At 46.1% G+C, this 13,348-nt stretch carries 13 protein-coding genes; all 13 read left to right on the top strand.

Annotation, left to right across the window (positions count from 1 at the left end; all coding sequences use genetic code 11):
• The first annotated feature begins 185 nt into the window (after positions 1 to 185).
• The 13 genes from RDN79_RS01605 to rplW all read left to right on the top strand — a co-directional run bounded on the left by RDN79_RS01605 (position 186) and on the right by rplW (position 13,340).
• Positions 186 to 1,748 carry a peptidylprolyl isomerase gene (locus RDN79_RS01605; protein ID WP_308572797.1) on the top strand — a complete coding sequence of 521 codons (1,563 nt, stop codon included), beginning with the start codon at positions 186 to 188 and terminating at the stop codon, positions 1,746 to 1,748.
• A 15-nt stretch (positions 1,749 to 1,763) separates the two neighbouring features.
• Complete coding sequence (locus RDN79_RS01600; protein ID WP_298550388.1) at positions 1,764 to 2,621, top strand: peptidyl-prolyl cis-trans isomerase; 858 nt, start codon at positions 1,764 to 1,766, stop codon at positions 2,619 to 2,621.
• A gap of 22 nt (positions 2,622 to 2,643) precedes the next feature.
• Positions 2,644 to 4,008 carry a peptidylprolyl isomerase gene (locus RDN79_RS01595; RefSeq protein ID WP_298550389.1) on the top strand — a complete coding sequence of 455 codons (1,365 nt, stop codon included), beginning with the start codon at positions 2,644 to 2,646 and terminating at the stop codon, positions 4,006 to 4,008.
• Positions 4,005 to 5,684, top strand: coding sequence for an OstA-like protein (locus tag RDN79_RS01590; protein ID WP_308572796.1), 1,680 nt, complete (start codon positions 4,005 to 4,007; stop codon positions 5,682 to 5,684). Before RDN79_RS01595 ends, RDN79_RS01590 begins: the two co-directional genes overlap by 4 nt.
• 27 nt (positions 5,685 to 5,711) lie before the next feature.
• Positions 5,712 to 6,020: a hypothetical protein gene (locus RDN79_RS01585; protein WP_298550393.1), complete on the top strand. Its 309-nt coding sequence runs from the start codon at positions 5,712 to 5,714 to the stop codon at positions 6,018 to 6,020.
• Entirely contained in the window at positions 6,020 to 7,885 is a 1,866-nt protein-coding gene (gene mutL, locus RDN79_RS01580) for a DNA mismatch repair endonuclease MutL (protein ID WP_298550395.1), read from the top strand. The genes RDN79_RS01585 and mutL overlap by 1 nt, the downstream gene beginning before the upstream one ends.
• Before the next feature lie 367 nt (positions 7,886 to 8,252).
• Positions 8,253 to 8,663, top strand: coding sequence for a 30S ribosomal protein S12 (rpsL, locus tag RDN79_RS01575; RefSeq protein WP_005634721.1), 411 nt, complete (start codon positions 8,253 to 8,255; stop codon positions 8,661 to 8,663).
• A 154-nt stretch (positions 8,664 to 8,817) separates the two neighbouring features.
• Positions 8,818 to 9,294, top strand: a complete 477-nt coding sequence (gene rpsG / locus RDN79_RS01570) for a 30S ribosomal protein S7 (RefSeq protein ID WP_008149961.1) — start codon at positions 8,818 to 8,820, stop codon at positions 9,292 to 9,294.
• Positions 9,295 to 9,313: 19 nt separating this feature from the next.
• On the top strand, positions 9,314 to 11,440 hold the full coding sequence (fusA, locus tag RDN79_RS01565) for an elongation factor G (RefSeq protein WP_298550602.1): 2,127 nt from the start codon (positions 9,314 to 9,316) through the stop codon (positions 11,438 to 11,440).
• A 21-nt stretch (positions 11,441 to 11,461) separates the two neighbouring features.
• Positions 11,462 to 11,767 carry a 30S ribosomal protein S10 gene (gene rpsJ / locus RDN79_RS01560; RefSeq protein ID WP_005634728.1) on the top strand — a complete coding sequence of 102 codons (306 nt, stop codon included), beginning with the start codon at positions 11,462 to 11,464 and terminating at the stop codon, positions 11,765 to 11,767.
• Between the two features lie 21 nt (positions 11,768 to 11,788).
• On the top strand, positions 11,789 to 12,406 hold the full coding sequence (gene rplC / locus RDN79_RS01555; RefSeq protein ID WP_298550397.1) for a 50S ribosomal protein L3: 618 nt from the start codon (positions 11,789 to 11,791) through the stop codon (positions 12,404 to 12,406).
• Positions 12,406 to 13,035 (top strand): 50S ribosomal protein L4, encoded by a 630-nt coding sequence (rplD, locus tag RDN79_RS01550; protein WP_298550400.1) that lies wholly within the window; start codon positions 12,406 to 12,408, stop codon positions 13,033 to 13,035. The genes rplC and rplD overlap by 1 nt, the downstream gene beginning before the upstream one ends.
• An 11-nt stretch (positions 13,036 to 13,046) precedes the next feature.
• Entirely contained in the window at positions 13,047 to 13,340 is a 294-nt protein-coding gene (gene rplW, locus RDN79_RS01545; RefSeq protein ID WP_186930212.1) for a 50S ribosomal protein L23, read from the top strand.
• Positions 13,341 to 13,348 lie beyond the last annotated feature (8 nt).

Below are 13,348 nucleotides of genomic sequence, written 5' to 3'. Positions count from 1 at the left end.
GGTGAATATGGCCTGCCTGATGAGTACTCTCGATAATTACGGTTGGTTGGCTGATCTTTCGGGCAAGGTGTGACAGACATTGAATGGTATCGTATTTGATAAAAAACACTAATTTAACGGAACAATGTACTTTTTAGGCTGCATCTCCGTTAGATTAGTGTTATTTTTGTAAACGATATCGTGATATGGTAAAAGAAGGATTAATGAAGAAGTTGCTTGTATTATCTTTGGTATTCGCTTGTATGACAGGAAATGCACAAGTTCCGGCCGATTCGGTTGTGATGACGGTTGCCGGAAAGCAGATTCCCTTGGATGAATTTATTTTTATTGCGCAAAAGAATAGCGAAGTTAACCTGTCCGACCGTAAATCCGTGAACGCCTATGTGGAGTTGTTCAAGAACTTCAAGCTGAAAGTAGCGGAAGCGGAAGATTTGGGACTGGACAAGACGAAAGCGTTCAAAGATGAATTGGATGGCTATCGGGCCCAATTGACTTCAAGTTATCTGTCGGATAAGGACGGAGAGGAAGCGGCCGTGCGTGCCGTATATGACCGGTATGGCGAAGTGCTGGAACTGAGCCATATTTTGTTCCGTTTGCCGCAGCGTACGTTGTCGAAAGATACGGTTGCTGTCTATCAGAAAGCGATCGAGGCTTATAACCGCATTCAGGCGGGAGAGGACTTTGCCGCTGTCGGCAACGAACTGAAAGATGCCGATAAGGAAAATGTCGGTTATGAATATGTACACTGCCTGCTGCCGATGCAGACGGTTAAGGCTTTTGAAAATGTCGCTTATTCGATGCCCGTCGGTTCCGTCTCCTTGCCGGTCCGGACGACCATGGGCTTCCATATCATAAAAATACACAGCCGGAAACAGAATCCGGGGCTGGTGCGTGTGGCGCATGTCCTCACCGACTCATTGTCCCGTGCGGAAGAAGTGTACCGGAAAGCGAAAGACGGGGCGGACTTTGCCGGGTTGGCAAAAGAATATTCATCCGATGCCGGTTCGGCCAAGCGGGGAGGCGAGTTGCCTGCTTTCGGTGTCGGCGAGATGGTGGAACCGTTCGAAGCGGCTGCTTTCGCCTTGAACGTTCCGGGGGAATTGTCACGGCCGGTGCAAACCCGTTTCGGTTATCACATCATAAGGCTGATCGAGAAGAAAGGCATTCCGTCTTTCGATGACAAGAAAAAAGGGTGGTCCCGCCAGATGGCGCAGGGGGAACGGAACTTCGAATATTACGGAGCGTTCGACGAGCGGATGAAGAAAGAGTACGGCTATCGTTTCTATCCCGAAGCATACGCCGAACTGCAAGCCTTGTGCAACGACTATTTCCCGTCCGATCCTGCTTTCTACGAGAAGGCGAAAGAGATGAACAAGACCTTGTTTCATCTGAATGGCACGGATTTCCCCCAGAGCGAGTTCGCTTATTATATACAGCGTTGCCCGTTCTCAACGAAATCGTATGCGGGAGATTTCATGCAGGAAGTTTACGACCTTTTTATCCGCGATATCGTGACCACTGCCGAACGTAAGAATCTGACGGCAAAACATCCGGAGTTCGAACTTCTTATGAAAGAATATCGGGATGGCATCCTGCTGTTCGACATCAGCAACAAGGAAATCTGGAACAAGCCGATGGACCAACAGGCCCAGGCGGAAGCCGAGTGGATCGAACGGCTGAATCAGAAATATCCGGTGACGATAAACTGGAAGCTGGTGAAGAAAGTGAGTAAAATGACAAAGAAATAATAAAGAGAATTTTATATGAGATATTGCTTCATTTTTATAGCATTCGTATCTTTGCTGTGTTCTTGTAAGGGAACGCAGCCTGCGGATGATGCGGATGTGCTGGTAAAAGTGAAGGACCGGACGCTCGGACGTTCGGAGGTGAAACAGTTGATCCCGCGCGGATTATCCTCGGCTGACAGCATGTTGCTCGCCGAAAGCCTGGAAAAGAAATGGGTGAAGGATGCGTTGGTCTACGATGTGGCCTTGCGCAACTTGGAGGGGGAAGACAAGGCGGAAGTGGATAAGCTGGTGGAGGAATACCGTCATTCGCTGATCCGCTACCGGTATCAGGAGCAGTTGATAAGAGAAAGGCTTTCTTCCGAATTTCAGGAAAGCGACAAGCTGAGTTATTACGAAGAAAACCAGAAAAAGTTTGTGTTGGACAAGGCTTTGGTAAAAGGCCTCTTCTTGAAAATCCCGGTGGATGCCCCCGGGATCGCTGATGTAAAGGGATGGTATAGATCGACTTCTGAGGCTTCTTTAGAAAAAATTGAGAAGTATAGTGTGCAGAATGCCAGTATTTATGACTACTTTTACGACAAATGGGTGGACTTCGACCAGGTGATGGATAATATTCCGGTGCATGTGTCGAATGCAAACGACTTCCTGAAGGCAAACAAGTTTGTCGAAGTTTCGGATAGTACATATTGCTATCTGTTGAATATTAAGGAATATCTGCCTGTGGGAAGTGTGGCGCCTTATGACTATGCCAGTGCGCAGATCGTAGAGATGCTGACGAATCTGCGCAAGGTGGAATTTTTGAAGAAATTTGAAGAAGAATTATATAATGACGCAGTCAGGAGCGGTGACGTCAAGTTTTACGCGGAACCGTGATCGGCAGTTTATAGAGAAGTACATGATGAAAAAGATTTTAACAGTATTCATTCTTGCCTGTTTATCTTGTGTGGTGTATGCACAGGATAATGTGATCGATGAAATTGTGTGGGTGGTAGGAGATGATGCGATTTTGCGTTCGGACATCGAGAGCCAGCGTTTGTATCTGCAAAACGAGGGGCAGCGTTTCGACGGTGATCCTTATTGCGTGCTCCCCGAACAGATGGCCGTTCAGAAACTGTTCCTGAACCAGGCGAAGATCGATAGTGTGGAAGTGAGCGAAAGCCAGGTGATCCAGGAAACGGACCGTTGGATCAATTTAGCAATCAATCAGTTGGGCTCCAAGGAAAAGTTGGAGGAATATTTCGGTAAAAAGATTTCCCAGCTGAAGGACGAACGTAAGGAAATGATCATGGAGCAACAGACCGTGGAACAGATGAAGCGCCAGCTGATCGGTGAGATCAAGTTGACGCCTTCCGAAGTCCGTAAATATTACAGTCAGTTGTCTAAAGACAGTCTGCCTAATATCCCGACAACGGTAGAGGTGCAGATCATCACGATGGAACCGAAGATCCCGTTTGAAGAGACGGATGCCATCAAGGCGCGTCTTCGCCAGTTTACCGATGATATCAACAGCGGGAAATATGAGTTCTCGACATTGGCCCGTTTGTATTCGGAAGATCCGGAATCGGCCAAAAGAGGTGGCGAGTTGGGATTTTTGGGCAAGACCAGTTTGTTGCCTGAGTTTGCCAACGTTGCTTTCAATCTGAAAGATCCGAAAAAGATTTCCCAGATCGTGCAGACCGAATATGGATATCATATTATCCAATTGATCGAAAAGCGTGGCGACCGTATCAACTGCCGCCATATCCTGCTGAAGCCGAAAGTTTCGGACAAGGAATTGAACGAGTGCATGACGCGCATGGACTCGTTGTACAACGACTTGACGGCAAAGAAATTCACATTTGAAGAAGCGGCGACTTTTATCTCTGCCGACAAGGATACGAGAAATAATAAAGGTTTGATGGTGAACCAGAACTATGAAAGTGACAACCATAGCACTCCGAAATTCGGAATGTCCGAGTTGCCGCAGGAAATCGGCAAGGTGGTCTACACGATGCAGGTGGGCGATATCTCCAAACCTTTCACCATGATCAACGACAAGCAGAAGGAAATTGTTGCTATTGTAAAACTGAAAGCCAGAGTGGATCAGCATAAGGCAAACATATCGGATGACTATCAGGCATTGAAGTCGATCGTCGAATCCCGGAAGCGGGAAGAGTTGCTGCATGACTGGATCATTAAGAAGCAGAAAAGCACATACGTGCGTATCAGCGACGGCTGGCGTAATTGTGACTTCCAGTATCCCGGCTGGATTAAAGAATGAGGAGTGTAAATAGATTTATTTTAACAGGCCTGTTTTTTCTGTTGACGGTCTGTGCTTTTGCACAGGCTCAAGATAGCATTGTGCGTGCAGATACGATTATCATGAGCGCACAGGACGTGACGGTCGCCCCGGTGGACAGCCTGGTGGCTGCCGATAGTTTGCTGGTCGCGGCGGATACCGTTCCGGACAAAAAAACGAAAGTCTACCTGATCCATTCCAATACGTTGTCCTTCGATAAGGCCGTGAAGCCGGATGCGCAGATCCTGAACGGCGATGTGTGTTTCCGGCATGACAGTTCATATATGTATTGCGACAGCGCTTATTTCTTCGAGCAGACCAATTCGCTCGAAGCGTTCAGCAATGTCAGGATGGAGCAGGGTGACACCCTGTTTGTCTACGGGGATTATCTTTTTTATGACGGGAACACGCAGGTCGCTTATCTGCGCGAGAATGTCCGGATGGAGAACGGGCAGGTGACGCTCTTCACGGATAGCCTCAATTATGAACGCATTCCGAATATCGGATATTATTTTGAAGGCGGATTGATCGTGGATTCCCTCAATCAGCTCTCCTCTTTCTACGGGCAATATTCTCCGGGGACGAAGCTGGCTGTGTTCAATGACAGCGTGCAGCTTGAGAATCCCGATTTCACGTTGTATTCCGATACTTTGCATTATGATACGGAATCCAAGATCGCTACCATCTTGGGGCCGTCTGTCATTGTTTCGGACAGCGGCACGATCCACACTTCGAGAGGATGGTATGATACGGTGAACAACACTTCCCTCTTGCTGGACCGGTCGCAGGTCGAATCGGGTGAGAAGATCCTGATCGGCGACTCCATCTTCTACAACCGGGATACGGGCATGGGAGAGGTTTACGGGAACATGAGCCTGGTCGATACGGCCCAGCATGTGACGCTCCAAGGCGAATATGGCTATTATAATGAACAGACCGGATATGCTTTTGCTACCGACAGCGCCCGCTTCCTTGAGTATTCGCAAGGCGACACCTTGTTCTTACATGCCGATACGTTGCAGATGGTGACCGTCGATTCTGCTTATCGGGAGATCAAGGCCTTTTACGGTGTGCGTTTCTACCGGACCGATATGCAGGGCGTGTGCGACTCCATGCAGTTCAACACGCGCGACTCCGTATTATATATGTACACGGAGCCGGTTATCTGGAACGAACAATATCAACTGTATGGCGATACGATCGCCATTTATATGAATGACAGTACGATCGAGTATGCCCATGTGATCCAGTTCGCTTTTGCGGCGCAGCATGTCGATTCGAGTTACTATAACCAGTTGAAGGGGAACGACCTGAAGGCCTATTTTGAGGGGCAGGCGCTCAGCCGGATCGATGTGGCGGGAAATGCCGAATCCATTTTCTATCCGTTGGAAAAGGATGGGGCGAAAGTCGGGATGAACGAAACCAAGAGCGGGTTCCTGACGATCTGGGTGAAAGATAACAAGCTGGATAAATTGAAAATCTGGCCGAGTCCGGTCGGCAGCATGACTCCGATCCCGGACCTCAAGCCCGACCAAAAGATGTTGAAAGATTTTTATTGGTTCGACTATCTGCGTCCGAAGGATAAGGATGACATTTACGAGGTGGTGAAAAGAAAAGCGGCGGAATCACCTAAGAGAAGCAATAAATTCGTACATTAGCAAAGAATTTTCAAACAATAAAAGACTATGGCATTATTCTCATTTTATAATGTGCGGAAGCCTCGCCAGTTCGATCACAAGCCGATCTACTGGGATCCTCACAAGGAGGCGATGGAAGATCGCATCCGTAAGGTGAAGCGCGAGATCGGCATGGACGACCAGTTAAGCGCAGAAGATTATAAAGCAGAGATCAAAGGCAGCTTTATAGAAGGTACTTCGCATTTGAAGAAAAGCCGCGATAAAGGTGATGACCGCCGGAGTCGTACTTATAAGAATATGAAATTGTTGCTTGCGGTAGTCGTATTGGCAGCCTTGTTTTGGGTTTTGTTTATGTAATGAGCGATATAATTCATTTACTTCCTGACAGTATCGCCAATCAGATAGCGGCGGGCGAGGTTATCCAGCGTCCTGCCTCTGTCGTAAAAGAGTTGGTGGAAAATGCGGTGGATGCCGGTGCCGGACATATTCAGGTGAATATAAAGGATGCCGGTCGTACATTGGTCCAGGTGATCGATGACGGGAAGGGTATGTCCGAGACGGATGCCCGGATGGCTTTCGAGCGGCATGCAACTTCGAAGATTTCTACTGCCGATGATCTTTTTTCACTCCATACGATGGGATTTCGGGGGGAAGCGCTTGCTTCGATAGTGGCGGTTTCGCAAGTGGAACTTCGTACACGCCTGAAAGGAGCCGAGTTGGGGACGCATCTTGTTTTTTCGGGTTCCGATTTGGAGAGCGTCGAACCGGATGCCTGTACCGAAGGAAGTATTTTTTCAATCAAGAATCTCTTCTTCAACGTCCCGGCACGTCGGAAGTTCCTGAAGTCGAATGAGACGGAGTTCCGGAATATCATCAATGAGTTCGAACGGATCGCATTGGTCAATCCGCAGGTCGCTTTGTCTCTTTACCATAATGACACGGAGATATTTAACCTGCCTGAGTCCGGCTTGCGGCAACGTATTATTAATGTATATGGAAAAACGCTGAACCAGAAACTTCTTTCTGTGGATGCGCAAAGTCCGCTGGTGACGATTTCCGGCTTTGTGGGGCGGCCCGATTCGGCGAAGAAGAGGGGGGCTTTGCAGTATTTCTTTGTAAACGGACGTTTCATGAAGCATCCGTATTTTCACAAAGCGGTCATGCAGGCTTACGAGCAACTGATCCCGGCAGGCGAGCAACCGAACTATTTCATCTATTTCACGCTCGACCCGGCGACGATAGATGTCAATATCCATCCGACCAAGACGGAGATCAAGTTTGAGAACGAGCAGCCGATCTGGCAAATCCTGATGGCTGCGACCCGTGAAGCGTTGGCCAAGTCCAGTGCGATCCCGACCATCGATTTCGATGTGGAGGGCGCTATCGATATCCCGGTGTATAATCCGGCGAAGGAAGCGGCTCCTTATAAAGCTCCCCGCGTGCAGGTGGATTCCGGGTATAATCCTTTCGAAACCTCTTCTTATAAGAAACCGGAGTTCGACTGGTCCAAGCTTTATAATGATTTCGAGGAAGACCGGACTGCCATAGGGCAGGATCCGGCATTGGCCGAAACACTCTTGGCTTCTGATATTTCGGAACCGGCCATCGAGGCGGACGAAGGGGCTGTCCAGGATGCTTCGGGCAGTTTGTTCAATGATGTGTCCAACCCTTGTTACCAATATAAAGGAAAATATATCATAACTTCTTTGAAGTCGGGCTTGGCTTTGATCGACCAGCACCGCGCCCATGTCCGCATTCTGTTCGACCAGTACATTGCGAACATCAGGCAACAGCGAGGGGCTTCCCAGCAAGTCCTTTTCCCTGAGATTATCGATTTCACCGCCGGCGAAGCCGTTGCCTTGCCGGTCTTGCTCGAAGATATGCGGTTTATCGGTTTTGATCTGACGGACCTGGGGAACAACAGCTATGCTATCAACGGTCTTCCTGCCGGCGTGGAGAATCTTGATCCGGTCTCTTTGATCCGTAATATGGTGGACCGTGCGATCGAGACCGGCTGTGAAGTGCAGGAGGAAATCTGTGCTTCGCTGGCGCTTTCTCTGGCTAAAGCGGCTGCTATCCGTCCGGGAAAACTCCTTTCCGGCGAAGAAATGGATAACTTGCTCGCTTCTCTTTTTTCCTGTCAGGAATCGAACCTGACTCCCGATGGAAAGACCATTATCTCGAAATTGACGGATGAAGAATTGGAGAAACGTTTCAAATAATCGGTTGGAGGGGGGCGATACCTTTTTCGGATAGCCATTCGCTCTCGATCCGATGGGCATCGAACGCGAATCGGACAGGCATCGATTCTTTATCCGATGCCTGTCCGATTTTTCAAGGAAGGGAGCCGGTCGACCGGCTTATCCGGTCTTGTAAGGAAAAATAACTGTTAATTATTTGTAAATGGATAAAAGATGCGTCTTGTGAAACGGGAACAAATGCGTACCTTTGCAGCGTTTTAGCGTGAAGTGCACGAAAAAGAAGGCGCAACTTGTTGATAGTCCGAAAAGAATGTGTACCTTTGCAGCTCAAAATAAAGAAATAGATAATTATAATAATAACACATTCAAAGTTTAAAAAAGAAAAGAAATGCCTACAATTCAGCAATTAGTTAGAAAAGGAAGGGAAACTTTGGTGGAAAAGGGTAAATCACCCGCATTGGATTCATGTCCGCAGAGACGTGGCGTTTGCGTACGTGTTTACACGACAACTCCGAAGAAACCTAACTCTGCAATGCGTAAAGTAGCGAGAGTTCGTTTGACAAATGGAAAAGAAGTAAACTCTTACATTCCGGGAGAAGGACACAACCTGCAGGAACACTCAATCGTATTGGTTCGCGGCGGTCGTGTGAAGGACCTTCCTGGTGTACGTTATCACATTGTACGTGGAACCTTGGATACTGCAGGCGTAAACGGACGTACTCAGAGACGTTCCAAATACGGCGCTAAACGTCCGAAACCGGGACAGGCAGCCGCTGCAGCTAAAGGAAAGAAGAAGTAATTAGTTACATCCCTTCAAACTGAGAATTTAAATTTAAGTATTAAAGCTGGTTTGAGTTATTTGGATAGGCTATAAGGTTGAGTAAATGGTTCAGCGGAACCGTTGAAGACAAATTAAAGGCAACCAACGACAAGAACAAATTTTTGAAAACAAAATGAGAAAAGCAAAACCAAAGAAAAGACAGATCCTTCCGGATCCTGTTTTCGGTGATGTAAAGGTTACGAGATTCGTTAACCATTTGATGTATGATGGCAAGAAAAATACTGCCTTCGAAATTTTCTATTCCGCTTTGGAAACAGTTAAGGCCAAATTGCCTAACGAAGAAAAGTCCGCTCTCGAAATTTGGAAAGCTGCACTCGACAATATTACTCCTCAAGTCGAAGTGAAATCCCGCCGTGTCGGTGGCGCTACTTTCCAGGTACCTACTGAAATTCGCCCCGATCGTAAAGAATCAATTTCAATGAAGAACCTAATCATCTTCTCACGTAAGAGAGGTGGTAAGACTATGGCTGACAAGCTGTCTGCAGAGATTGTAGATGCTTTCAACAACCAGGGTGGAGCATTCAAAAGAAAAGAAGATATGCACCGTATGGCCGAAGCTAACCGTGCATTCGCTCACTTCAGATTTTAATTATAAAGGCTAAGAAAGAATTATGGCAAACGATAAACAATTAATGTTTACAAGAAACATCGGTATCATGGCTCACATCGATGCTGGTAAAACAACTACTTCTGAACGTATCTTGTTTTACACAGGTCTGACCCATAAGATCGGTGAAACGCATGATGGTACTGCTACGATGGACTGGATGGCCCAGGAGCAGGAACGCGGTATTACAATCACATCTGCTGCAACGACTACTTTCTGGAATTATCTGGGTAACAGATATAAGATCAACTTGATTGATACTCCGGGACACGTGGACTTTACAGTGGAAGTCGAGCGTTCTCTTCGCGTACTGGACGGTGCTGTTGCTACTTTCTGTGCTGTAGGTGGTGTGGAACCGCAGTCTGAAACCGTATGGCGCCAGGCTGACAAATATAATGTGCCTCGTATCGGTTATGTGAACAAGATGGACCGTTCGGGTGCAAACTACTACGAAGTTATCCGTCAGATGAAGGAAATCCTGGGCGCTCATCCGTGTCCTATCCAGATTCCTATCGGTGCTGAGGAAACTTTCAAAGGTGTAGTGGACTTGATTAAGATGAAGGCTATCTTCTGGCACGACGAATCAATGGGTGCTGAATATAGCGTGGAAGAAATTCCGGCTGATTTGCAGGCTGAAGCTGAAGAATGGCGCGACAAGATGCTGGAAGCTTTGGCTGAATGCGATGATGCTATCATGGAAAAATACTTCGATGATCCTTCAACTATCACAGAAGATGAAATCAACGCTGCTATCCGTAAGGGTACTTTGGCAATGCAGATCAACCCGATGACTTGTGGTTCTTCTTTCAAGAACAAGGGGGTTCAGACGTTGCTGGATGCAGTCTGTGCATTCCTGCCTTCTCCTGAAGATACTCCGGCTATCGAAGGTACAGATCCTAGCGATCCTGAAAAGGTTGTTACTCGTAAACCGTTGTTCGAAGAACCGTTGACTGCTTTGGCGTTTAAGATCGCTACAGACCCGTATGTAGGCCGTCTGTGCTTCTTCCGTGTATATGCTGGTTCCTTAACGGCTGGTTCTTACGTTTACAACACGCGCTCTGGTAAAAAAGAACGTATTTCTCGTCTGTTCCAGATGCACTCAAACAAACAGAATCCGATGGAGGTTATCGGTTGTGGTGATATTGGTGCAGGTGTTGGTTTTAAGGATATTCGTACAGGTGATACATTGTGTGACGAAAACCATCCGATCACATTAGAATCAATGGACTTCCCTGATCCGGTTATCGGTATCGCAGTTGAGCCTAAGACTCAGAAAGACCTGGATAAGTTAGGTATGGGATTGGCTAAGTTGGCCGAAGAAGATCCAACGTTCCGTGTACAGACTAACGAAGAAACAGGTCAGACTGTAATTAGTGGTATGGGTGAGCTTCACTTGGATATCATCGTTGACCGTCTGCGTCGTGAGTTCAAGGTAGAATGTAATCAAGGTAAACCTCAGGTTACTTACAAGGAAGCTATCACTAAATCGGTTGAACTTCGTGAAGTTTACAAGAAACAGTCTGGTGGTCGTGGTAAGTTTGCTGATATCATCGTTCGTATCGAGCCGGCTGACGAAAACTTCGAAGGTTCTCTGCAGTTCATTGATGAAGTGAAGGGTGGTAACATTCCGAAGGAATTTATCCCTTCTGTTCAGAAAGGTTTCGAAAAGGCAATGAAGAATGGTATCCTTGCCGGTTATCCATTGGATAAATTGAAAGTAACATTGATTGATGGTTCATTCCACCCGGTTGACTCTGACCAGTTGTCTTTTGAAATTTGTGCTATTCAGGCATTCAAGAACGCTTCGGAAAAGGCAGGCCCTGCTTTGATGGAGCCGATTATGCAGATGGAAGTTGTTACTCCGGAAGAAAGCATGGGTGATGTAATTGGTGACTTGAACAAACGTCGTGGACAAGTTGAAGGTATGGAAACAAGTCGTACAGGTGCTCGTATTGTAAAAGCAAAAGTTCCTTTGGCTGAAACATTCGGTTATGTAACAGCTTTGCGTACTATCACTTCAGGTCGTGCAACTTCTTCAATGCAGTTCTCACACTATGCTCAGGTATCTTCTTCTATCGCTAAGCAGGTATTGACGGAAGTACAGGGTCGTGCTGATTTGATCAAATAATTTAGAAACATATATATAGATATGAGCCAAAAGATCAGAATTAAATTAAAGTCTTACGATTATTCTCTGGTAGACAAGTCTGCCGAGAAGATCGTAAAGACGGTTAAGGCTACCGGTGCAGTTGTTAGCGGCCCGATACCTCTGCCTACGCATAAGCGTATCTTTACTGTGAACCGCTCGACTTTCGTTAACAAAAAGTCTCGTGAGCAGTTCGAACTCTCTTCTTATAAGAGATTAATCGACATCTACAGCTCGACTGCAAAAACGGTTGACGCATTGATGAAGCTGGAATTGCCCAGTGGTGTTGAAGTAGAAATTAAAGTGTAAGTTTATTAACAAATTAGTGAAATGCCAGGATTATTAGGAAAAAAAATCGGAATGACATCCGTTTTCAGTGCCGAGGGAAAAAATCTTCCATGCACTGTTATCGAAGTGGGTCCTTGTGTAGTTACACAGATTAAGACTTTGGAAAATGATGGCTATGAAGCTGTACAGTTGGGTTTCGAAGATAAAAAAGAGAAACACACGACACAGCCGGAAATGGGCCATTTCAAAAAGGCTGGTGTAACTCCCAAGAGATACTTGGCCGAGTTCAAGAATTTTGAAACCGAATATAAGCTCGGTGATGTAATCACTGTAGATTATTTGGAAGATGCAGGTTTCGTTGATGTAGTAGGTACATCAAAAGGTAAAGGTTTCCAGGGTGTAGTAAAGCGTCATGGTTTCGGTGGTGTAGGTCAGACTACTCACGGTCAGCATAACCGTCTGCGTGCTCCCGGTGGTATCGGTGCCTGTTCTTACCCTGCAAAGGTATTCAAAGGCATGCGTATGGCCGGCCAAATGGGTAATGAACGTGTAACGGTTCAGAACCTGCAAGTGATCAAGGTGATGCCGGAACACAATCTTTTATTGGTTAAAGGATCTGTTCCAGGAGCAAAAGGTTCAATCTTATTAATTGAAAAGTAATGGAACTGAGCGTATTAAATATTAAAGGTGAAGATACCGGAAGAAAGGTAACATTGAACGATGCTATCTTTGGCATTGAACCCAATGATCATGCTATTTACTTGGATGTAAAACAGTATTTGGCTAATCAGCGTCAGGGAACTCACAAATCTAAAGAAAGAAGTGAAGTTTCTGGTAGTACTCGTAAATTGATCCGCCAGAAGGGTGGTGGTGGAGCTCGTCGTGGCGACATCAACTCTCCGGTATTGGTAGGTGGTGGCCGTGTATTCGGTCCGAAACCGAGAGATTATGAGTTCAAATTGAACAAGAAGGTAAAAAGCTTGGCTCGTAAGTCTGCCTTGACTTATAAAGCAAAGAATAACGCAATCGTAGTGGTAGAAGATTTCACTTTGGAAGCTCCTAAAACTAAAGAATTCGTAACGATTGCTAAGAATCTGAAAGTGGCTGACGGAAAGTTACTTTTGGTTTTATCAGAGAAAAATAATTTCGTATATTTGTCGGCCAGAAATTTAGAGAAGGCAAATGTCATAACGGCTTCAGAGCTAAATACATACGGTGTGTTAAACGCTGCTAATTTGGTATTGACTGAGAGTTCTGTAGCTGTTATTGAAAAACTGTTTAACGCATAAGGAGTAGAAAAATGGGAATTATTATTAAACCTATAGTAACTGAGAAGCAAACTGCGATTACAGAAAAAATGGATAATCGCTATGGTTTTCGTGTTTCTCCTGATGCCAACAAGTTAGAGATTAAAAAAGCCATTGAAGACATGTATAATGTTACAGTAGTTGATGTTAACACCATCAACTACTCTGGAAAGCAGAAAAGTCGTTATACCAAATCCGGTATTATCAATGGCAAACAATCAGCTTTTAAGAAGGCTATCGTAACGTTGAAAGAAGGAGAAACAATTGATTTCTTTAGTAATATCTAAAAAAAGAA

The organism is uncultured Parabacteroides sp. (assembly GCF_902493135.1).
Lineage (GTDB): Bacteria > Bacteroidota > Bacteroidia > Bacteroidales > Tannerellaceae > Parabacteroides.
The sequence above is the reverse complement of the archived record's forward strand: the minus strand, read 5'-3'. Positions and strand labels throughout refer to the sequence as shown.